Source organism: Bacillus sp. Brlt_9 (genome assembly GCF_051948935.1).
Lineage (GTDB): Bacteria > Bacillota > Bacilli > Bacillales > Bacillaceae_G > Bacillus_A.
The window spans coordinates 247,513-269,752 of the sequence record NZ_JAYJLO010000002.1 but is presented as its reverse complement, the minus strand read 5'-3'; the positions used below and the strand labels follow the sequence as shown (position 1 = coordinate 269,752).

Annotated in this window: 21 protein-coding genes; 4 read left to right on the top strand and 17 right to left on the bottom strand. The window is 36.9% G+C overall.

The window, feature by feature from the left end; translation table 11 throughout:
• Window positions 1-3: 3 nt before the first annotated feature.
• From VF726_RS07640 to VF726_RS07620, 5 genes are all read right to left on the bottom strand, one after another.
• Window positions 4-477: a MaoC family dehydratase gene (locus tag VF726_RS07640; RefSeq protein WP_000914178.1), complete on the bottom strand. Its 474-nt coding sequence runs from the start codon at window positions 475-477 to the stop codon at window positions 4-6.
• A 216-nt stretch (window positions 478-693) separates the two neighbouring features.
• Entirely contained in the window at window positions 694-1,632 is a 939-nt protein-coding gene (mdh, locus tag VF726_RS07635) for a malate dehydrogenase (RefSeq protein WP_000153232.1), read from the bottom strand.
• Window positions 1,633-1,651: 19 nt separating this feature from the next.
• Window positions 1,652-2,944, bottom strand: coding sequence for an NADP-dependent isocitrate dehydrogenase (gene icd / locus VF726_RS07630; RefSeq protein ID WP_000206898.1), 1,293 nt, complete (start codon window positions 2,942-2,944; stop codon window positions 1,652-1,654).
• Between the two features lie 160 nt (window positions 2,945-3,104).
• On the bottom strand, window positions 3,105-4,253 hold the full coding sequence (citZ, locus tag VF726_RS07625; protein WP_440167144.1) for a citrate synthase: 1,149 nt from the start codon (window positions 4,251-4,253) through the stop codon (window positions 3,105-3,107).
• Window positions 4,254-4,640: 387 nt separating this feature from the next.
• Window positions 4,641-5,102: a DUF441 domain-containing protein gene (locus VF726_RS07620; RefSeq protein WP_000625507.1), complete on the bottom strand. Its 462-nt coding sequence runs from the start codon at window positions 5,100-5,102 to the stop codon at window positions 4,641-4,643.
• A 421-nt stretch (window positions 5,103-5,523) separates the two neighbouring features.
• Between VF726_RS07620 and ytvI the strand changes: the two genes are divergently transcribed.
• Window positions 5,524-6,642 carry a sporulation integral membrane protein YtvI gene (gene ytvI, locus VF726_RS07615; protein ID WP_001081377.1) on the top strand — a complete coding sequence of 373 codons (1,119 nt, stop codon included), beginning with the start codon at window positions 5,524-5,526 and terminating at the stop codon, window positions 6,640-6,642.
• A gap of 558 nt (window positions 6,643-7,200) precedes the next feature.
• On the opposite strand, the gene VF726_RS07610 is transcribed toward ytvI, so the two are convergent.
• From VF726_RS07610 to dnaE, 8 genes are all read right to left on the bottom strand, one after another.
• On the bottom strand, window positions 7,201-7,590 hold the full coding sequence (locus tag VF726_RS07610; RefSeq protein WP_440167141.1) for an FxsA family protein: 390 nt from the start codon (window positions 7,588-7,590) through the stop codon (window positions 7,201-7,203).
• 198 nt (window positions 7,591-7,788) lie between these two features.
• On the bottom strand, window positions 7,789-9,546 hold the full coding sequence (gene pyk, locus VF726_RS07605) for a pyruvate kinase (RefSeq protein ID WP_048531634.1): 1,758 nt from the start codon (window positions 9,544-9,546) through the stop codon (window positions 7,789-7,791).
• A 53-nt stretch (window positions 9,547-9,599) separates the two neighbouring features.
• Window positions 9,600-10,559 (bottom strand): 6-phosphofructokinase, encoded by a 960-nt coding sequence (pfkA, locus tag VF726_RS07600; RefSeq protein WP_000821161.1) that lies wholly within the window; start codon window positions 10,557-10,559, stop codon window positions 9,600-9,602.
• A gap of 128 nt (window positions 10,560-10,687) precedes the next feature.
• Window positions 10,688-11,662 carry an acetyl-CoA carboxylase carboxyl transferase subunit alpha gene (accA, locus tag VF726_RS07595; RefSeq protein WP_060632500.1) on the bottom strand — a complete coding sequence of 325 codons (975 nt, stop codon included), beginning with the start codon at window positions 11,660-11,662 and terminating at the stop codon, window positions 10,688-10,690.
• Window positions 11,650-12,519 carry an acetyl-CoA carboxylase, carboxyltransferase subunit beta gene (accD, locus tag VF726_RS07590; protein WP_000942865.1) on the bottom strand — a complete coding sequence of 290 codons (870 nt, stop codon included), beginning with the start codon at window positions 12,517-12,519 and terminating at the stop codon, window positions 11,650-11,652. Before accD ends, accA begins: the two co-directional genes overlap by 13 nt.
• A 185-nt stretch (window positions 12,520-12,704) precedes the next feature.
• Window positions 12,705-13,349, bottom strand: a complete 645-nt coding sequence (locus tag VF726_RS07585; protein ID WP_440167138.1) for a FadR/GntR family transcriptional regulator — start codon at window positions 13,347-13,349, stop codon at window positions 12,705-12,707.
• A 14-nt stretch (window positions 13,350-13,363) separates the two neighbouring features.
• On the bottom strand, window positions 13,364-14,572 hold the full coding sequence (locus VF726_RS07580; RefSeq protein WP_166703035.1) for an NAD(P)-dependent malic enzyme: 1,209 nt from the start codon (window positions 14,570-14,572) through the stop codon (window positions 13,364-13,366).
• Window positions 14,573-14,705: 133 nt separating this feature from the next.
• Window positions 14,706-18,032, bottom strand: coding sequence for a DNA polymerase III subunit alpha (gene dnaE / locus VF726_RS07575; protein WP_440167136.1), 3,327 nt, complete (start codon window positions 18,030-18,032; stop codon window positions 14,706-14,708).
• Window positions 18,033-18,074: 42 nt separating this feature from the next.
• Here dnaE and VF726_RS07570 point away from each other — a divergent pair, with 42 nt between their 5' ends.
• Both VF726_RS07570 and ytrI read left to right on the top strand, forming a co-directional pair.
• Window positions 18,075-18,488 carry a YtrH family sporulation protein gene (locus VF726_RS07570; protein ID WP_002003648.1) on the top strand — a complete coding sequence of 138 codons (414 nt, stop codon included), beginning with the start codon at window positions 18,075-18,077 and terminating at the stop codon, window positions 18,486-18,488.
• Entirely contained in the window at window positions 18,485-18,988 is a 504-nt protein-coding gene (gene ytrI / locus VF726_RS07565; protein WP_001265736.1) for a sporulation membrane protein YtrI, read from the top strand. Before VF726_RS07570 ends, ytrI begins: the two co-directional genes overlap by 4 nt.
• A 51-nt stretch (window positions 18,989-19,039) precedes the next feature.
• Here ytrI and VF726_RS07560 read toward each other — a convergent pair whose 3' ends face one another.
• The gene (locus tag VF726_RS07560) at window positions 19,040-19,972 is read right to left on the bottom strand and encodes a DHH family phosphoesterase (protein WP_098880534.1); all 933 of its coding nucleotides are present in this window, start codon (window positions 19,970-19,972) and stop codon (window positions 19,040-19,042) included.
• Window positions 19,973-20,132: 160 nt separating this feature from the next.
• On the opposite strand from VF726_RS07560, the gene VF726_RS07555 reads away from it, so the two are divergent.
• The gene (locus VF726_RS07555) at window positions 20,133-20,429 is read left to right on the top strand and encodes a YtpI family protein (RefSeq protein WP_440024982.1); all 297 of its coding nucleotides are present in this window, start codon (window positions 20,133-20,135) and stop codon (window positions 20,427-20,429) included.
• A 23-nt stretch (window positions 20,430-20,452) separates the two neighbouring features.
• On the opposite strand, the gene VF726_RS07550 is transcribed toward VF726_RS07555, so the two are convergent.
• The 3 genes from VF726_RS07550 to VF726_RS07540 form a co-directional block, all read right to left on the bottom strand.
• Window positions 20,453-20,710, bottom strand: a complete 258-nt coding sequence (locus tag VF726_RS07550) for a DUF3949 domain-containing protein (protein WP_431172373.1) — start codon at window positions 20,708-20,710, stop codon at window positions 20,453-20,455.
• A gap of 89 nt (window positions 20,711-20,799) precedes the next feature.
• Entirely contained in the window at window positions 20,800-21,741 is a 942-nt protein-coding gene (locus tag VF726_RS07545) for a phosphotransferase enzyme family protein (RefSeq protein WP_440167132.1), read from the bottom strand.
• A 102-nt stretch (window positions 21,742-21,843) separates the two neighbouring features.
• Window positions 21,844-22,167 (bottom strand): hypothetical protein, encoded by a 324-nt coding sequence (locus VF726_RS07540; RefSeq protein ID WP_440167130.1) that lies wholly within the window; start codon window positions 22,165-22,167, stop codon window positions 21,844-21,846.
• Window positions 22,168-22,240 lie beyond the last annotated feature (73 nt).

The window sequence follows — 22,240 nt, the reverse complement described above, 5'->3', positions numbered from 1 at the left end:
GTTTTAAAAATTATCTAATGCTTTTTCCATAATAGAGACTGATTTATAAGGTGGCGTTACTGTTAATGAGCCTTTCACAACAGTATCCCCTTTTTCATCATGAGCAGATACAAGCATATCAATTGTATGTTCCTCCTCAGAAACAGCCACAACTTCAAAGTGGATTTGTAACGTTTCATAATGGTGAACATGCTTCACGAATGTAAGGTCCTTTCTCGTAATATGACTACCTGGACCTGGTAAATATTTCGTAACTGCCGTTGTAATCATTCCAGTTAGCATTATGCTTGGTACAATCGGCTTTTCATACGGAGTTTGGGATGCGTAATCATGCTGAATATATAATGGATTGGCATCATTCGTTAACCCTAAGTACAATAACAAATCTTTATCCTCAATTTTTTCAGTGATAGACAATTTCTCTCCTACTGTAATTTCATCCATTTTACGACCAATTTGAACTTTTTTCTTTAACATGTTACAACCCCCTCCGATTTTTTCACCTTATTATCCTACTAAAAGCGATACTTGATCCGAAATTTACTATGATGAGGGCAATGTATAGTATAAATCTATAGTTCCGTTATAGGATACACCAAATGATAGCGTTTTCATATTATTTCAAAAAAACATTTGTATAAATAGTAGAAAAAGATCCGGGGCCCCGAATCTTTTTCTACTTCTATTTCATTATTAAACAAGAACCTTCATAACATTACGTACAGATTCTACAGAGCGATCTAACGCTTCTTTTTCATCTGCAAGAAGTTCTAATTCAATAATTTTTTCAATTCCGTTACCACCTAGAATTACTGGTACCCCTAAGTAAAGGTCACTATAACCATATTCACCTTCAAGGTACGCAATAGCTGGTAATACACGGCGTTGATCTTTTAAGATTGCTTCTGTCATTTCAACTAAAGAAGCAGCTGGTGCGTAATATGCACTACCGTTTCCTAATAAGCCTACAATCTCGCCGCCACCTTTACGGGTACGTTCTACAATTGCTTCTAAACGCTCTTTCGGAATTAACGTTTCTAACGGAATGCCACCTGCATAAGAATAACGTACAAGAGGTACCATATCGTCACCGTGTCCACCAAGAACAAATCCTGTAATGTCTTTCACAGAAAGATTCAATTCTTGTGCGATGAATGTACGGAAACGAGCTGTATCTAATACGCCCGATTGACCGATAACACGCTCTTTCGGGAATCCTGCTTCTTTAAATACAGAATATGTCATTGCATCAACTGGATTTGTTAATACAACAATAATCGCATTTGGTGAATGTTTTGCAATGTCGCGCGTAATACTTTTCATAATTTTTGAGTTTGTTGCTACTAAGTCATCACGGCTCATACCAGGCTTACGCGCGATACCCGCTGTAATCACAACAACGTCAGAATCAGCAGTATCTGCGTAATCAGATGTTCCAATAATGTTAGCATCAAAACCTTGTACTGGGCTCGCTTCTAACATATCTAACGCTTTCCCTTTTGTTGGATTTTCCAGTTGTGGAATGTCCACTAATACAACATCTGCAAGTTCTTTTTGTGCTAATAAGAATGCTGTTGTTGCTCCTGTAAATCCTGCACCGATGACTGAAACTTTCTTGCGTTTGATTGTCATAATTTACCCCCCGCTTTAATTATGCGTTTTTGATTATCGCTACATCCATGTTTTTAATAAGTTCATTAGCGAACTCAGAACATTTCACTTCTGTTGCACCTTCCATTAAGCGTGCGAAATCATAAGTTACTACTTTTGAAGCAATTGTTTTCTCCACTGAAGCAGTTACTAATTTCGCAGCTTCGTTCCATCCTAAGTGTTCTAATAATAATACACCAGAAAGAAGAACTGAAGATGGGTTTACTTTATCTAAACCTGCATATTTTGGAGCTGTGCCGTGCGTAGCTTCAAAGATAGCATGTCCAGTTACATAGTTAATGTTTGCACCAGGTGCAATACCAATTCCACCTACTTGTGCAGCAAGTGCATCAGAGATGTAGTCTCCGTTTAAGTTCATTGTTGCAACAACATCGAACTCACGTGGACGAGTTAAAATTTGTTGTAAGAAGATGTCTGCAATAGAATCTTTTACGATGATTTTTCCAGCCACTTCAGCGTCTGCCATCGCTTTATTCGCTGCATCTTTACCATCTTTTTCAACGATACGATCATATTCAGCCCAAGTAAATACTTTGTCACCGAATTCTTGTTCCGCAACTTCGTAACCCCAGTTTTTGAAAGCACCTTCTGTAAATTTCATAATGTTTCCTTTATGAACTAATGTAACAGAAGAGCGTTTTTCGTTAATTGCATATTGAATTGCAGCACGAACAAGACGCTTTGTCCCTTCTTCTGAGATCGGCTTAATACCAATACCAGATGTTTCTGGGAAGCGGATTTTATTAACACCCATTGCTTCTTTTAAGAAAGCAAGAACTTTTTCTGCTTCTGGAGATCCTTGTGCATATTCAATTCCAGCATAAATGTCTTCTGTATTTTCACGGAAAATAACCATATCAGTATCTTCCGGACGTTTTACAGGTGAAGGAACACCTTCAAAGTAACGAACTGGACGCAGACATACATATAAATCTAATTCTTGACGAAGCGCTACGTTTAGAGAACGAATACCACCGCCAACTGGAGTTGTAAGTGGGCCTTTAATCGCGATTAAATATTCACGGATTAAATTTAAAGTCTCTTCTGGTAACCACTCGCCTGTTTGGTTGAATGCTTTTTCCCCTGCAAGCACTTCTTTCCAAACGATTTTCTTCTCACCATCATAAGCTTTTTCAACTGCTGCTTCTAGTACGCGAGATGCAGCTGCCCAAATATCAGGACCAATTCCATCTCCTTCGATAAATGGAATAATCGGATTGTTTGGTACATTCATAACACCATTAGTTACAGTAATTTTTTCACCTGTCGTCAATGTGATAACCCCCATGTTTGAAATTTCATATGTATGAAACTGAGGGAATAACCCCTCAGTTCAAACCGTTAGTAAAATTAAAATATTCTAATCATTACATCTTCCCGAAAAAATCAGACTTTTGAAAGCGTATTTTCACTATCAAAATAGTGTTTTTCGCTTATCGTTGTGCAATTGGAACATACACTTGATGTGTTGGTCCATTATAATCAGCACGCGGACGGATTAAACGGTTGTTTTCATATTGTTCTAGAATATGAGCTAACCAGCCTGACATACGGCTAATTGCAAAAATAGGTGTAAATAAGTCATGGTCAATTCCTAAACAATGGTATACAGAAGCTGAATAGAAATCAACATTTGGTGGAAGACCTTTTTCTTTTGTTACAATGTCTTCAATTTTGATAGACATATTATACCATTTGTCTTCTCCTAAAAGCACGCATAATCTCTTAGACATTTCACGTAAATGTTTTGCACGTGGATCACCATGCTCATATACACGGTGGCCAAATCCCATAATTTTCACTTTATTTTGAAGAGCATTATGAATATATGATTCTACATTTTCTTCTTCGCCAATTTCAGTTAACATCTTCATTACATTTTCATTTGCCCCGCCGTGAAGAGGACCTTTTAATGCACCAATTGCTGCTGTAATACCAGAATATACATCTGAAAGTGTAGCTACGCAAACACGCGCAGTAAATGTAGAAGCGTTTAACTCATGATCCGCATGAAGTACAAGCGCCTTATCAAAAGCTTCAATTTCAACTTCATTTGGCTCGCGGTCATTTAACATGTACAAGAAGTTTGCAGCTAATGATAAATCTTTTCTCGGCTCAACAACATCTAAGCCTTTACGGATTCTTGCATAAGCAGCAATTAAAGTTCCTACTTGAGCCTGTAATTTAACCGCTTTCAAATAATTGGACTTTCCATCCATAATTTCAGCGCTCTCATCGTATAATGATAGCATGGAAATTGCAGTTCGTAAAACAGACATCGGATGCGCAATTTTTAAATCTACTTGTTTCAAATATGTTAAAATCTCACCCGGAACTTTATAGTATTCAGATACAGTGTCTTTAAATTCCGCTAGTTCTTGTTCGTTAGGAAGCTTGCGGTGCCATAATAAGTATACTACTTCTTCAAATGTAGCATTCTCAGCTAAATCATCAATATTATACCCAACATAAGTTAATGTATCATCAATAATAGAGCTCACAGATGATGTTGTTGCTACTACCCCTTCTAAACCTCGAATAACAGTCATGACATTCTCTCCTTTTCCTGAAAATTCTCCCAACCTTGCTCCTTATATCTATTTGCTCCCCTTATAAATTATGAACGCCCGTTCACTCTTTAGGCAAGCAAAATGCACGATCATGCAAATTTTTTGCGATGTTCCCCTCTTAATGTCCATTACCTACATGGAAAGCATGAGCGTGAATGTCTCCCCGAATCCTCACGCTCAAAACAACAAGTTAGTGAGGAAAATGAATTCCGAAGAGTTTTATGATAAAAACAACATAAAACAATATCATTATAAAATTGTTTTATGTTGTTTTTATTTTATCTGGTGTAAAGTCTCTGCTGTTATGTAACTTTTCAAAGTTTCTAATCCTATTATAAACAATTATCTGACTTTTGTGAACAGAAAGAATTCAAAAATTTTATATTACTATAAAATTCCTTATTTAAACATCTGTATAATACTCATGACTGCATAGGCAATTCCAGCCCCAATTAATGGACCTACAGCAACCCCATTAAATAAAGCAACCGCTATAATTGTCCCGAAAACGAGCGCAGTTGTAATATGAGGATCTGTCGTTAATAATTGCACACCGCCTTTCGCTAACAAAGCAACCGCTACCCCTGAAGCTAAAGCAATCCATGCATAATACGATTTCGCTGCTTCTCCAAGTTGTTTAAACCCTATTTCCCCCGTCGCAATCGGTACGAGTACTGCGATTGTAATAACCGTAACACCGAGGTTAATTCCTTTCGTTTGCAAATAAGGAAAGACCTTATCTCCTAGAAACGTAAATTTCAATAAAAATAACACACCAATAGCTACAGTAAGCGATTGATTTTTGGCAATAAGTCCTATAATAAGTAGTATGAATAAAAATAACGTTGACTGACTAATCATGTCTGCACTTCCTTTCTGAAAATAATGAACTCATTTCCAAACAAAAATACCTTTAAACCTATCGTTATACATGATATACGGATGCCTATTTATCGATAACACCTTCAATTTTTTATGTATTTTAAAATGAAAAACCGAGACTTTCACACAAAAAAATTAAAGCATGTATACATGTTTGAAAACGGTCGTCTCTTCTTTCTTTTCTAATAAGAAACAGGTAAAATAAAAAGAAGAGAAAATGAAGTTTTTACCATATAGTAGAAGCATCATCAACAAGCTTTCACAGTCATTCATGTACTGAAAAAGCAGGCTAAATCCATCATTCCACTATAACATAAAGTGAAACTTTAATCAGTGCATCACACTCGTTATAAGTTGAACGAATTAGGATAATCCAAATTGGAATGGGAGGTATACATCTTTGAACCGAAACTTACTATATATGATATTGCGACTCATATTTGTCATTGTAGCAACGGTAGCCGGGTTCTATGCATTACTATATATGTCAGGACTTATCTACCCTTTTATTATCGCTTTCGCATTTGCTTATTTGATTAATCCTGTCGTCAATTTCCTTAATCAAAAACTACAATTTCCTCGCGCACTCGCAGTACTCGTTAGCTTAATTCTCGTATTCGGAGCTATCGTCGGACTCGTTACATATCTTGTAACAGAAGCAATATCTGCCACAACATACTTACTACAACTTGTTACAGTTAAGTTTCCGGATATCGTTGCATTCGCTCAGCAATTTGCACTTAATCATATTATGCCTCTCTATGATGATTTAATTTCTAAATTTAATCATCTTGGGGAACCACAGCGTTATACGATTACACAAAACATTCAAAACTTAGGAACCGAAGCAACGACACAAATGAAAGAACTTTTAACTGCAATTATAAGCGGGTTAACAAATTTCATTAGTGCATTACCAACAACTTTAACTGTCCTTGTATTCGTTTTATTAGCCACTTTCTTCATTAGTTACGATTGGCACCGTCTTGCTCAGAAAGTAAGAAAATTTTTGCCTAATCGTGTTCATGGCTATGGAAAAACTATTTTTGTCGATTTAAGAAAAGCTTTATTCGGTTTTGTTAAAGCACAACTTACACTCGTATCTATGACAACTGTTATTGTACTAATCGGACTGTTAATATTACGCGTACCATACGCCATTACTATCGCGATTATTACAGGGGTTGTAGATTTACTCCCGTATTTAGGAACAGGCGCTGTCTTCGTTCCTTGGGTTATATACGTATTTTTCACTGGCGACACTGCTTTCGCCATCGGTCTTCTCATCTTATACATCGTCGTGATTGTCCAAAGACAAATTATGGAGCCTAAAGTACTTTCTTCTAATATTGGCCTCGATCCATTAGCAACACTGATCGCTCTATTTGTCGGCTTTAAGCTTTTTGGCTTTTTAGGATTAATCATCGGTCCAGTCACCTTAGTACTACTTAATACATTGCACAAAGCTCGTGTATTCCATGATTTGTGGAAATATATTAAAGGCTCACCTTCAAAATAATAGTTTCTAATTCATATACAACAAAAAACTTACATGTAATCAGTGGGAAATTCCCACTGATTATTCCTTGTACTTATTTTTTACACTCATTACATACAACAAGAGAATTGGCCTAAAAACAGGATAATTCTCTTGTTTTTTGCATAAAAACGTATATTTCGAGGTATTTTTACATATTTATTCTATTATTTTCATAAATATTACTTACATTTATTACTTTTTATGGAAATGGATAAATATACAAAACAACATAGAATTAGACGTAAACCAAGCTTTTTACTCCTCTCATTTAACTTTTCCACACTAATTAATTCTTTTCATACACGAAAACAAGCTTAAGTTTAGAAATTTTCTCTTACAATACTTTCATTAAGAGCTAATAACTCCTCTTATCACATATCCAACCAAAAAATACACAACAAATAAAACTTTAACGTAAGGATTTTGTCCCCCACTCATAATCTTCACCAACCAGATTTTTTATCGACAGCCCTTTAACCATCCAGTCATCCTTTTTGCAAACAAAAAAATAGTGCTTAGATCGCTATAATCTAAGCACTATTTCTGCACAATAATAGTAGAGTTCTTTCTAAACTTCCATTCCATCCACTTCATAACAATTGGCTTCAACAAAGCCCTTGTCACAGGGATAACAAAGATAAAACCCATTATATCCGTTACATATCCAGGAAGCACTAAAAGAATACCTCCTACAAAGATAAAAATACCATCCAGCACTGCTCCTCCTGGCATTTCCCCTCTATTCAACTTAGATTGAATCTCTCCAAGCACTTTAAACCCTTGCCTTTTCGCTAAATACACACCTACAACACCCGTAAATACAATCATAGCGAACGTAGACCATAAACCTATTACATGACTCGATCCAATTAAGACTGTAATCTCAATCGCCGGTATTAAAATAAACAACAATAGTAACCACTTCATAGTTCTACACTCCTCTCATATGCGATCACTTTAAACGCCCTCACAACGCCCCTATACACCACATTAAAATCAAATACACTTTCTTATCAAACTTCCTAATAAACAGCTTTTAAAAGCAATTTCAGACGCCTCAAGCTAGTTATATCTCATTTTTGTGTAAAAAAAAGAGAAGGACTCCGATCCTTCTCTCCGTATTACTTATAGCACTTCCGCATGTCCATTATAAACAATTCCGCGTGCTGCATCAACTGTTACTTCTTGGCCATTTTTTAAAGTTGCTGTTACGCCGTTTACACCAACGATAACAGGAATACCGATTGATACACCTACAACAGCCGCGTGGCTTGTTAAACCGCCTTCTTCTACAACTAGAGCAGCAGCTTTTTCGATTGCAGGAATCATATCTTTATCAGTGCTTGTTGTAACAAGGATATCACCTTCGTTTACGTTCGCTACAGCTTCAGCAGCTGTTTTCGCTACGACTACTTTACCTTTTGCAGCTTTACGACCGATTCCTTGTCCTTTAGCAACTTCTTCGCCAACAACGTGGATTTTCATTAAGTTTGTTGTACCAGTTTCAGCAACTGGTACACCAGCAGTGATTACTACAGTGTCTCCAAGTCCAATTAGACCTGCATCCATACCTGTTTGAATTGCTGTATCTAACATTTCGTCAGTAGAAGCTGCGCGCTTCTCAGCCATAAATGCTTGTACACCCCAAACAAGTGCAAGACGGCGTCCCACTTGCTCGTCAGATGTTACAGCTACGATTGGAGATTTTGGACGGTATTTAGAGATCATTTTCGCAGTATATCCACTTTCTGTTGGAGCTACGATTGCAGCTACATCAAGAGCAAGTGCTGTATGCGCAACAGATTGGCTAATTGCATCTGTAATTGTTGGAGTGAACTCTTTAATACGTTTTTTGAACATATCTTCGTATTGTAATGATTTTTCAACACGTACAGCGATGTTAGCCATCATTGTTACTGCTTCTACTGGGTATTGACCAGCAGCTGTTTCACCTGAAAGCATGATTGCATCTGTACCATCGAAGATTGCGTTAGCTACGTCACTTGCTTCCGCACGAGTTGGACGTGGGTTACGTTGCATAGAATCTAACATTTGTGTTGCAGTAATAACTGGTTTACCTAACACGTTACATTTTTTGATTAGACGTTTTTGTACTAATGGTACTTCTTCTGGTGGAATTTCTACACCCATGTCACCACGAGCTACCATTAAACCGTCAGAAACTTCTAAGATTGAATCGATGTTGTCGATACCCTCTTGATTTTCGATTTTTGGTACGATCTGGATGTACTGAGCGTTATGCTCTTCTAATAATTCGCGAATTTCTAATACGTCAGATGCTTTACGTACGAATGAAGCTGCGATGAAATCAACTTTTTGCTCGATACCGAAGATGATATCTTTTACGTCTTTTTCAGTGATACCAGGAAGCTTAATGCTTACGTTTGGTACGTTAACACCTTTTTTATTTTTTACAGTTCCGCTGTTAAGAACTTTTGTACGGATATTTCCGTCAGCTTTCTCGATTACTTCTAGCTCAATAAGACCGTCATCGATTAGAATGCGAGAACCTGGGTCTACATCGTCATAAAGACCAGCATAAGATACAGAGAACTTCTCAGCAGTACCTAATACTTGCTCAGTAGAAAGAACTACTTCTGCACCTGTTACAAGCTCAGCTTGTCCGTCTACGAAGTCATGAGTACGGATTTCTGGACCTTTTGTATCAAGTAAGATACCAACTGTTTTACCAGTTTTCTTTGAAGCTTCACGAATGTTTTTAATACGAGCGCCGTGCTCTTCATGGCTACCATGAGAGAAGTTTAAACGAGCAACGTTCATACCTGCTTCGATTAATTGCTCTAATTTTTCAATACTTTCACTAGCAGGACCTATAGTACATACAATTTTAGTTTTACGCATATTGCACCTCCGAAAATTATGAAACCGTTCCCAAATATCCGACATTACGCCGATTAGATGGATAATTCTTTAGATAATTGATACATATCTTTATCGATTGTATGCTTTTGAGCTAACGCTTCGATAATGTCATGATCAACAAGTTTATTATCTTGAATACCTACACAACGTCCACCTTTACCAGCAATTAATAATTCAACTGCTCTTGCGCCAAGACGGCTTGCTAATACACGGTCTTGTGCACTTGGTGATCCACCACGTTGTACGTGACCTAATACAGTTACGCGAGTATCAAAGTTTGTTGCTTCTTCAATGTGCTTACCGATGTCAATTGCACTTCCAACACCTTCAGCCACAATGATAATACTGTGTTTTTTACCACGTTCACTACCGCGCTTCAGACGAGCGATAACATCTTCCATGTCATACTCTTCTTCTGGAATTAAAATTGTTTCAGCACCATCAGCTAAACCAGCCCATAATGCGATATCTCCAGCATGACGTCCCATTACTTCGATAACATATGTACGTTCATGAGATGTAGCTGTGTCACGAATTTTATCAATTGCATCAATAACAGTATTTAAAGCTGTATCGAAACCAATTGTGAAATCTGTTCCAGGAATATCATTGTCGATTGTACCTGGTACACCAACACATGGGAATCCTTGTTCAGTTAATTTTTTAGCACCTTGGTAAGAACCATCTCCACCAATAACAACAAGTCCTTCGATACCGTGTTTCTTTAATTGCTCGATACCTTTTAGTCGTACTTCTGGATCTTTAAACTCAGGACATCTTGCTGTATATAATTTTGTACCACCACGGTGGATAATATCGCCAACAGAACCAAGTTCTAATTTTTCAATATGACCAGAAATTAAACCAGCGTATCCATGGTAAATACCATATACTTCAATATCATGGAAAATCGCTTTACGAACAACTGCACGAATGGCAGCATTCATACCAGGTGAATCTCCACCACTTGTTAATACACCAATACGTTTCATTTGTACTCACCTCATAAAGATTATTTGCCTTATAATAAAATAACACGAAAAAATATAAAAACACAATGGAGAAGATGTGTCTTTTCATAATAAAAACGTGCATTCGCGAAGAGGAACGCACGCTTTTCTTATTTTATCCCAATGGAAGCGTTTGAAAACGAAACTTGCCCAATTTTCATATATTTTTCATAACGTTTTTCGATTAATTCATCTTTCGAAATTCCGTTTAATTGTTCAAAAGTTTTTCTAATCATTAAGTCTATATTTTCTGACTGTTTCAAAACATTACGGTGTGCTCCACCTTTTGTCTCTGGAATAATTTCGTCAATTACACCTAATTCTTTCAAATCTGCCGCTGTAATTCTCATCGCCTCTGCAGCTTCCTTTGCTTTTCCTGCATCTTTCCAAAGAATTGCCGCTGCACCCTCTGGTGTAATAACAGAATAAGTGGAATTTTCTAGCATATGAATGTAATCCCCTACCCCAAGACCTAGTGCACCACCACTACCACCTTCGCCGATAACGATACAAATAACAGGTACTGTTAATCCTGCCATTTCAAATAAATTGCGAGCGATAGCTTCACTTTGACCACGTTCTTCAGCAGCTTTACCAGGATAAGCTCCTTTCGTATCAATAAAACAAATAATTGGACGATTGAACTTTTCCGCCTGCTTCATTAAACGAAGTGCTTTTCGATATCCTTCTGGATGAGGCATCCCAAAATTACGGCGAATATTTTCTTTCGTATCTTTTCCGCGTTGATGCCCAATTACAGTTACAGGCATCCCTTTATACTTCGCAATGCCGCCGACAATCGCTGCATCATCGCCAAATAGACGATCTCCATGACATTCAAAAAAATCAGTAAATAAGTGCTCAATATAATCGAGCGTTGTCGGTCGTTCTGCATGACGAGCAATTTGAACACGGTCCCATACTTTCATATTGCCGTATATATCTTCCTCTAAATTTTCTAGCTTGTCTTCCAAAATACGAATCTCCTCACTGAAATCCATCTGGCTGTTTTTCGTATAGTCTTTCAGTTCACGAATCTTATTTCTTAGCTCAACAACTGGTTTCTCAAATTCTAGCTCTGCCATACAGCCATTTCCCCTCCTTGATGAACTTCTAAAATCTTGCGAAGCGATTCTCTCATATCATCACGATGCACCACAGCATCTAATTGACCATGTTCTAGTAAGAATTCTGCCGTTTGGAAATCTTCTGGTAGTTTCTCGCGCACAGTTTGTTCAATTACACGTCTACCAGCAAATCCGATTAGCGCTCCCGGTTCTGCAAGATTATAATCACCAAGTGAAGCGAAACTCGCTGAAACCCCGCCCGTCGTTGGGTGAGTCATAACAGAAATAAATAATCCTCCTGCATTACTATGCTTTTTCAAAGCTACGCTTGTTTTTGCCATTTGCATTAAACTTAATATCCCTTCTTGCATACGGGCACCACCCGAAGCAGTAAAGATAATAAATGGAACTTGTAAGTCGTATGCCTTTTCAACCGCACGGGCAATTTTTTCTCCTACAACAGAGCCCATGCTCCCCATTCGAAAACGAGAATCCATTACTGCAACAACAACAAGCATGTCATCAATTGTTCCTTCACCAGTTACAACCGCTTCGTTCAATTCAGTCTTCTTACGATCGCTCTCTAGCTTCTCTTCATATCCTGGAAACTCGAGTGGATTTAATGAAACCATTTCTTTGTCATACTCACGGAATGACCCTTCGTCCAATATACTATCAAGACGTTCCCATGCATTCATAGGATGATGATATCCACAATTCACACATACTTTTAAATTCTTTAGAAGCTCTTTCGTATACATGATTTTTTTACATTTCGGACATTTTGTCATAACGCCATCTGGTACATCTTTTCGTACTTGTTCTGAAGGTATTGCAGCGTACTTTTTCTTTTTCACGAATAAATCTCTTAGCACAATTTGACCCCCTTCGTTGAGAGCTAAGGTTAGCGTAAGAAGAAAATTGGGCTAACACCAAATTTTGATGTTAGCCTTATCTTCTCAATCTGTCTAATAACCTCACTCTTTACGTTTAACTTTAACCGCTACGCGATAGAATGTTTGTCATAACGTGTCATGGTCATTTCGACAAATTTTATACATTACGAGTGAAACTGTATATTCTCTACTAATTCATCGTAAATTTTTAATGCATCATTTTCTTGTTTTCCTTCCAAAGTAGCGTAAAGCTTTCTATACATATCGATAGAATCCCCTGAAACTTTACAAGAAAGAGTTGATACGTAATCATTTACGATCATCCAAATGCGATATAGTAAATAATTATCGACTTGTTCAATAAGTGTTTTAAAGAACGTTTGATGAAGCGTCGGAATCGAATTTTCATTTCCTTCAAGCACTTGATGTAATTTACTTAGCACTTTAGAAAACGTTTCTTTCGGTAAATTACATACAACTCGAATCATATCTTTCTCAAGCAATCGTTTTGTTTGTAATAAATCACGAATTGTTTTCTCATCTTGCAGCAAAAACGGAGCAATCAATTGTACAAGACCGTTATCGTAAAAGTTTCGAATAAACGTCCCTTCACCACGTCTCGTTTCAATTAATCCTACCAGTTCTAAAGCACGCAACGCTTCTCTTACAGAGGAACGCCCCACATTTAAACGTGAACTTAACTCACGCTCAGACGGCAAACGATCCCCCGCTACCAATCCATCCTCTTCCATAATGGAACGGATTTTTTTTACAATTTCGAGATATACTTTTGTATTTGATGATGTCAATGGAAATTCCTCGCTTATTCTTTACCAATCAGCGCTAATTGTTTTGTTTTCTCAGCAACTTCATTTGGATCTACTTGACGGCGAGCTACTCCTGTCTCCATTGCAGCTTTCGCAACGTAAGATGCCACTTGAGGCGCTACACGCGCGTCAAACGGTGCTGGAATGATATAGTCTGCATTTAACTCATCTTCTGCTACAAGCTCAGCAATAGCCTGTACAGCTGCCATCTTCATTTCTTCATTAATTTGTGTCGCATGTACGTCAAGTGCACCGCGGAAAATACCAGGGAACGCTAGTACATTATTTACTTGATTTGCGAAGTCAGAACGACCTGTTCCAACAACAGCTGCGCCCGCTGCTTTTGCCAATTCTGGCATAATTTCTGGAACTGGATTCGCCATTGCGAAAATAATTGCATCGTCATTCATTGTACGAACCATCTCTTCTGTTAATGCACCTTCTGCAGATACACCAATGAATACGTCCGCACCTTGTACAACATCAGCTAAAGAACCTTCGATACGATTCTTATTTGTATATTTTGCAACTTCATCCTTCACCGGATTCATACCTGTAGGACGCCCCTCGTAAATCGCGCCTTTACGGTCACACATAATAATGTCGCGTACACCATAGCGATATAAAAGTTTAATAATTGCAATACCTGCTGCACCTGCGCCATTTGCGACAACTTTAATGTCAGACATTTTCTTTCCAACTAGTTTTAGCGCGTTCACAAGACCTGCTACTGTTACGATAGCAGTTCCGTGTTGATCATCATGGAAGATAGGAATATTCGTTTCTTTTTTCAAACGTTCTTCAATAATGAAGCAGTTTGGTGCTGCGATATCCTCTAAGTTAACGCCGCCAAAAGTTGGCTCCATTAATTTTACAGTTTCAACGATTTTATCTACATCGTTTGTATTTAAGGCAATTGGGAATGCATCTACACCAGCAAAGCTCTTGAATAGTACAGCTTTACCTTCCATTACTGGAAGAGATGCTTCAGGTCCAATGTTACCAAGACCAAGTACAGCTGTTCCATCAGTCACAACTGCTACCATATTTCCCTTCATCGTATATTCATATACCTTACTTTTATCGTCATAAATTTCTTTACAAGGTTCTGCAACCCCTGGAGAATATGCAAGACTTAAATCTTTTGCATTTTCTACTTTTACTTTTGATACAGTTTCTAATTTTCCTTGATGCACTTTATGCATGTGAAGTGCTTCTTCACGAAGTGTTGACAAACTATCCACTCTCCTCAAATTATTCTAGCTGATATCAATTTCTCCAAGTGGTCTGACCACGAACACTACTACTATAATAATCGAAGTGTAGGGAAATTGTCCATTATATTTTCACAACTACATTTTCTTCCCCGACAATTTCACGAAGTGCTCCTAAACATTCTTCACTTGGATGAATCGATAAACTTCGAGATAATTGTACCATTTTATGTTCCTTTTCATAATAAATTAGTACTTTCGCAAAACCCGAATAGTCAAACAATATTTTAGTAACCTGATTTAACAACTTTTTCTCATATTGAGACGGCAATTTCACGTAAACAGATGCGTCTTTTTTTTCTTCATACACATCCATTTCCTCTAACGGATATAGTCCATTTACAATCCATTGCAACTTATGATTTCTAAGCTCAATCATGCCGTCAACTAAAACAATTGCTCCTTCTTGTAACCTATCTGAGAAATGTATATACGTTTCAGGGAAAAGAACTGCTTCCATTTCATCATTTTGATCACAAAATGTAATAAACGCCATCTTTTGCAACTTTTTCGTACGAATCACTCTTACGCTTGTTATATACACGATCGCTCTTTGTACCTTTTTCTTATGTCGCATCGCCTGAGCGAGAGATGGAATTTCTAATTCTTTCGCTAACTTCACATACTGCGCTGTCGGATAGCTTGATAAATAAAAACCTAGTGCTTCCTTTTCTTTATTTAACTGTTCAATAAATGAGAGCTCTTCTCCTTGTACGTATTTTGATTTTGGAACAGCATCTCCTAAATCACGTGCAAGATTTGCGTACTCTACCGCTCCTTTAAGGCTTTTCCACAAATTCGTTCTCGAAACACCAAAATCGTCAAAACATCCAGACCAGACGAACGCCTCTAAATTTCGCTCTGTTACAAACTTTGACGGCATGCGAAGACAAAATTCAAATAAATCTTCAAACATTTTTTTCTCTCGTTCTTCGATTAATGCTGTCACTGTAGCCATTCCGATGTTTCGAATGGAGAGTAAGCTGTAGCGTATCGCATTACCTTCTATTTGGAAATTGTAACCACTTCTCTGAAGAGATGGCGGCAAAACGTGAAAACCTTTCCGCTTCGTTTCTCGTATATACTGCACAATCTTATCTTCATTTCCAATTGCACTCGACAATAGTGCCGTCATAAATTCCAGCGGATAATTCGCTTTTAAGTAGGCAAGTTGATATCCAATCATACTGTAAGCTACCGCGTGACTTCGGTTGAAACCATAATTTGCAAATCTTACAATTAAATCATAAATTTTCTCCGCAGATGTCTCGTCATAACCATTTTGTAAACAACCTTGCACAAAATGCTTACGTTCCTGATCTAAAATATCACGATTTTTTTTACTCACTGCACGGCGTAATAAATCTGCTTCTCCAAGCGAGAATCCCGCTAACTTCGATGCAATTTGCATAATTTGTTCTTGGTATACGATTACACCGTATGTTCTTTCTAAAATCGGCTTTAAGTCCGGATGTAAATATTCAATTTTTCTTTTTCCATGCTTTGATTCAATAAAGGTCGGAATTTGTTCCATCGGTCCTGGTCTATATAACGAGTTAACAGCGACAATATCTTCAAATTCATTCGGCTTTAACCCGCGAAGTACATTTCGCATACCACCTGATTCAAGCTGGAATACACCTGTTGTATCCCCTCTACCTAACAATTGGAACGTTTTTTCATCTTGAAGTGGTAAATTTCTTATATCAATTTGTGTTCCCGTTTTTTTCACGATAAACTTTATAATATTTTCAAGTAACGTTAAATTACGTAATCCTAAAAAGTCCATCTTGAGCAACCCAAGTTCTTCTAATGCATCAGCTGGGTATTGCGTAACATACACATCGTTATGCCCTTCTTGAATCGCAACACTCCCGGTTAATGGCTCTTGGCTCATAATAACGCCAGCTGCATGAATAGACGTATGACGTGGTAAGCCCTCTACACGTTTTGCAATTTCAAACACACGCTCATGCAAAAGATTCCCTTGTATAAACTCACGGAGTGATTGCGATTCCTCATATGCATCTTTTAACGTTATACCAAGCTTTGATGGAATAAGTTTTGAGAATATATCAATATCTCGCGGCGGAAGCCCCATCACACGCGCAATATCTCTAATTGCCGCTTTCGCTGCCAGCGTCCCGAACGTTACAATTTGAGCAACACGAAGCTGACCATATTTATCTTTCACATACCGAATCATCTCATCACGTCTTATATCTGGAAAATCGATATCAATATCTGGAAGTGTCACACGTTCGGGGTTTAAAAATCTTTCAAATAATAAATCGTATTCAATCGGATCAATATCTGTAATTTCTAATACATAAGAAACGAGTGAGCCAGCCGCCGATCCACGGCCTGGTCCTGTTAAAATATGATTTTCATGCGCATACTTCATAAAATCCCATACGATGAGGAAATAATCACTAAATCCCATACTAGAAATCACGTTTAATTCATGGTTCAAACGCTTTATATGTACTTCTTTCGGCGTACCATAACGTTTCCCCAATCCTTCTTCACAAACACGTCGTAAATACATATCATTCGTCTCGTTAGCTGGAACAGGAAATTTCGGTAATTGATTTACATGAAACGGTATTTCTACTCTGCAACGTTCTGCAATTTCTACTGTGTTATAAATCGCTTCTTCTACGTGAGAAAATAGTGCTTCCATTTCATCTGATGATTTTAAATAATATTGATCTGTTTTCAGCCTCGGCCTATCTGGATCCGTCATTTTCGTTCCACTTTCAACAGATAATAAGCATTCATGAACAAGTGCGTCACTTTGATTAATGTAGCGTACATCGTTTGTTGCAACGACTGGAATATTTATCCTACTCGTAAATTCAGGTAATTTCTCTTGCAGAAGCAGTTCATCTTGAATCGCATGATGCTGTAAACTCATATAAAAATTACCGAACATACTTTGATACATGCGAGCTACTTCTTCAGCTTGACTCTCTTTGTCTTCTAATAATAATTGTTCTATTTCCCCATTTTTACCTGGTGAAATAGCAATTAATCCTTTCGCATAATGTGCAAGCCATTTCTTAGGAATACCTTCTTTTGACTTCGTCATAATGCTACTAGAAATCTTTAATAAATTTTGATAACCTATTTCATTTTCAGCAAGTAAGACAAGCGGATAAGACTTTTCTTCTTCTTCACTAAAAATAGCAGCTGTTAAGCCGATAATAGGATGTATACCATGTTTCTTACATGCTTTATAAAACGGAATAACGCCATACATAACATTTTCGTCCGTAATAGCAAGTGATGAATAACCGAGCTCTTTCGCCCTAACTACAAGTTCATCAATTTTACAAGCACTTTTTAATAAACTAAAAACGGTTTGACATTGTAAATGCACAAACTTCACTGTTGTACCCTCTCTTTACCTATTTGACTACTTTTATTATAGGTGAAGAGGAAAGCGGAAATCAAAACATACTTCTTATACTTTGTCCATATATATGAAGAAGAAAGGGGAATGACGATGGATGTAAGAGAACATACTTTTTTCTCTCTGCTTATTATTAGTTATTTTATTGCCTTTGGGGTTATACTTGGCGGTTCATTAATTGGTGGATTTGGTGCATTTCTTATCGGAAAACCAACTCTAACTTACATTAATCAATTCGCCCAAAATTTAAGAATTTGGGCACTCGTTGCAGCGATTGGCGGAACATTTGATACTTTTTATAGTTTTGAAAGAAGTTTCTTTGGCGGGGATATGAAAGATATCGTAAAACAAATTCTCCTTATTTTTTTCGCAACGGGTGGTATGCAAACCGGTCTTATTATTATTAAATGGCTAACGCAGGAACATGTATGAGAGTACCAAGTGCCAATACAGCAAAAAGATGGTATTTAGTTTTAGCTGGCGCTGCTGTTGGAGGCGTGTTGAGCTGGTTTATTTTTTTGTACATATACGGTGTTTTTCAAGAAGAACAAGCTAGTAAAATAGCAGAACAAAGAGAAATTATCGAAAAACAAGAAGCAAAGCTCCACGTCCTTCTCGAAGATCAAGAAAAATTGAATACTGAAAATAAACGGCTCTTAACCATTCAAGAGATTAAAATAAAACTTATAAATCGAGAAAAATACGATTTAGACAATCTTACACTCGAAAATATGACTACATCTATCCATAATGACCTCCAGCATCTTTTAACGAAGAACATACAAAGTATCGCAAAAAATAAAGACCTACTCAAAAAGGTAATTGAAAACAAGACGTACAAACATTACGATCGGCTATACCGTTTTAAAGTCGATACGATATCTTTTGATACAGTGCTTGAAATTAGCATTACGATAGAGAAAGAAAAATAAAGAAGGAGGGCTTTAGCGCCACTCCTTCTTTTCGTTTTCATATATAATCTCTTATCTACACAGCTCACGTAAATCAGCAAAAAGACGATCCGCTTCTTCCCAAGAAGATGCTTTTGCACCAGAAGCCATCGGATGTCCTCCACCGTTATATTGCATTGCTAATTTATTTATCACTGGTCCTTTTGAGCGAAGACGAACACGAATCACGTCATCTTCCTCTAAAAATAGAACCCACGCCTTTAATCCATCAATATTACCAAGTGCTCCAACAACACCAGATGCCTCAGAAGGAAGTACATCAAACTTTTCTAATACTTCTTTCGTTAATTTAATGTAAGCTGCTCCTTCTTCTACCATCGTAAAGTTTTGTAAAATATAGCCGTTTAAACGAGCAATCTTTTCTTTTGTCTTATACATTTCGTTGTATAAATCTGTGAATTTCACATCCATATCAACAAGCTCACTCACGTAACGAAGTGTTTTTGCTGTTGTATTCGGGAATAAGAAACGACCTGTATCCCCAACAATACCTGCTAAAATAAGACGAGCTGCTTCTTTCGTTATCTGTAATCCTTTATCTTTTCCATAACTGTAAAACTCATAAATCATTTCACTTGTAGAACTTGCTGTCGTATCTACCCACGTAATATCTCCGTACGGATCTTCATTCGGATGATGGTCAATTTTAATTAACATCTTCCCTTTTGCGTAGCGTTGATCGTCAACACGTTCTTGGTTCGCAGTATCACATACAATAACAAGTGCATTTTCATATACACTATCTTCAATATCATCCATTACTCGTAAGTATGCTAGTGACGGTTCATTGTACCCAACCGTATAAATATTTTTCTCTGGAAACGATTCTTGTAGAATTGTACTAAGACCGCCCTGTGAACCTAACGCATCTGGATCTGGACGTACATGACGGTGAATAATAATTGTATCAAACTCTTTAATAGCTCCTAAAATTTGCTCATGCATATGTATAATCTCCTTTTCACTCAACTTCTTCACTTTATCTTCCATTATAACGGAAAGTATTTCATACATGCGAACAATTGCTTTATAATAAAAATTAGAAAGTTTAGATATTTCTTTTTTCTCCACTATTATTTTTCATAAAGCGATGGGAGTGTGCATTATGCCAGTATTAGTCTTCTGTATTATCGTCTCATTTATGTTGTACCTCTTCTACAAAACAAAATACTTTCGTACAAACCGCCCAATGGAGAAAGGTTGGCTCTCAGGAAAATCTGCAATGGCACTCGGTTCATTCGTCTTATTCTTCGGGATAAACCAATTCTTTTTAGACCTTTCAACCGCTCGTATTATCGTTGGTGTCTTATTTGTTTTATTTGGTAGTGCAAGTATATTTAATGGATTTCGCCAATATAAATATTTCTTACCATTAGCAGTGGAAGAAGCTGAATCTGCCTGAAGAAACGTAAAAAAGCATCAACATTATGATGCTTTTTTACGTCCTCTAACTTTTAAAATCATATATGCAACAAACGCAGAAGGGATATTGAATGGGTTGCCTTGCACATGAAGGTGTAATTGTTCTTCCCCAAAAGACATTTTTTCATATAGCTCTCGCTGAGATAATCCTGTTTTTTTCTTTTTTTCATGTAAACCTTGTAAGTATAAATATTGAATCGGTATCATCACAAGAAAGTAAAATAGTGCGATACTACCAAAAAAGAGTACTGTTGATGACATAATGCATACCACCTTCCAGAAATCCATTTTCTTACAATATAATCATACCATAATATATAACCTAAATGAATTACTATTCTGTCTTTTCTTTATATAACTGTTTCTCCACATAACTCTTTTTCAGCATATTGAACATATCGCCGAATAAAAGCGCCAGGATCTTTTCTAATAGGTTCGATATCAAGTCTTAACGGAATCTTTCCCGCCATATAAAAAATTCTCGAAGCAGTCCCAAGTCGAATGGTTGCTTCCGAAATATTTTCCCCATATCCCATCATGAAATTCCCCCATACGTCTTCTAACTGTCCCGAAGCAATTAAATGTAATCTTGGAACACCAATATCAAACTCTTTATACCCAAATCCACATTCATCAAAATCAAGTAAATACCAATCCTCTTTGTCTACAAGAACATTACCAAAATGCATATCCCCATGAACAAATTGTTTTTCTCCTAGTTGAGTTGAATTTGTGAGTTCTTGTATTCTTTCTGCGATTTTCATGCATTTATGCTTATCCGCATGCGATAGAAATGAAGCATGTAGTAATTGTTGTAAAGGCTCGTGGATTATCTTTTTCTCACTATATATAGGCCTTTCGTAACCTATCCAAGTTCGCGGCACTCTTTTGAGCACTTCATTTGTTTTTTCATGAAACATGCGCATGAATGACCCAAGTTTTTCATAATCCCTATCCCTTGGTTCTAAAATTTCACTTCCGCTTATAAACCTAAAGACAACAAAATACTGAATACTCCTCTCATCTTTCATAATAGGTGTGATCCAATCACCATTTTTATTTGCAACTACTTCTGGTACTAACATTTGTTTTCGCATCGCTATTAACCAATGTATTTCAGCTTCTATTTGCTCGGCTGTATAACGTCCTTCTCTATACTGCCTCACTACAAATTTATTTTTGTCCGATTCGAATATATATGTTTGATTTTCTCCCCCATGCAACAATGAAACTTCCGTAAGACTATTTAATTTATATTGCTTACATAACTGTTTTTTAGTGTAAAAATCCATTCCTATCCCCCTAGTTCGTATAGTGAAGCATAGTAGTAATTAGTAGCTTAAACTCCTTATCGACTAATCACCAATTTTCTATCCGTACCAATACATATCCTGCTATTTGTTCACTTCTCTACCCAAACTCTTGCGTAGCTTAAATAATAATTTCAAAACCAAATAAAACAAAATAAAGTTAACAAAAAAGCCTAATGGATTAAAAGAAATTTCCCATCCGCCATAATAAATGAAATTTTCTGCTGGTATACCAAAGTAAAGAAAATCACTCTTATTTTCTCCAGTTGTAGGGATAAAGGAACAAATAATAGCAAAAACCAAACTTACTACATACAATTTCTTTTTATTTGCATCCATTCTTCTATGTGTTAACACATGAAAAGTTATTGCAAATACTACCCCTAAAAAGAGAACTATTACTCCCATTCGACACCTCCACAATTATTGTTCAAGCATCTTCAAGTGATTGCGTGCCCTATTTATAAATATGAAGCAAAAC

Coding starts and splice junctions, on each gene's coding strand:
- VF726_RS07640 (WP_000914178.1), bottom strand. CDS start 477: ATGTTAAAGAAAAAAGTTCAAATTGGTCGTAAAATGGATGAAATTACA.
- mdh (WP_000153232.1), bottom strand. CDS start 1,632: ATGACAATCAAACGCAAGAAAGTTTCAGTCATCGGTGCAGGATTTACA.
- VF726_RS07620 (WP_000625507.1), bottom strand. CDS start 5,102: ATGATTAGTCAGTCAACGTTATTTTTATTCATACTACTTATTATAGGA.
- VF726_RS07610 (WP_440167141.1), bottom strand. CDS start 7,590: ATGAAGTGGTTACTATTGTTGTTTATTTTAATACCGGCGATTGAGATT.
- pyk (WP_048531634.1), bottom strand. CDS start 9,546: ATGCGTAAAACTAAAATTGTATGTACTATAGGTCCTGCTAGTGAAAGT.
- pfkA (WP_000821161.1), bottom strand. CDS start 10,559: ATGAAACGTATTGGTGTATTAACAAGTGGTGGAGATTCACCTGGTATG.
- accA (WP_060632500.1), bottom strand. CDS start 11,662: ATGGCAGAGCTAGAATTTGAGAAACCAGTTGTTGAGCTAAGAAATAAG.
- VF726_RS07580 (WP_166703035.1), bottom strand. CDS start 14,572: ATGCATAAAGTGCATCAAGGAAAATTAGAAACTGTATCAAAAGTAAAA.
- ytrI (WP_001265736.1), top strand. CDS start 18,485: ATGAGAGTACCAAGTGCCAATACAGCAAAAAGATGGTATTTAGTTTTA.
- VF726_RS07560 (WP_098880534.1), bottom strand. CDS start 19,972: ATGCATGAGCAAATTTTAGGAGCTATTAAAGAGTTTGATACAATTATT.
- VF726_RS07555 (WP_440024982.1), top strand. CDS start 20,133: ATGCCAGTATTAGTCTTCTGTATTATCGTCTCATTTATGTTGTACCTC.
- VF726_RS07550 (WP_431172373.1), bottom strand. CDS start 20,710: ATGTCATCAACAGTACTCTTTTTTGGTAGTATCGCACTATTTTACTTT.
- VF726_RS07545 (WP_440167132.1), bottom strand. CDS start 21,741: ATGGATTTTTACACTAAAAAACAGTTATGTAAGCAATATAAATTAAAT.
- VF726_RS07540 (WP_440167130.1), bottom strand. CDS start 22,167: ATGGGAGTAATAGTTCTCTTTTTAGGGGTAGTATTTGCAATAACTTTT.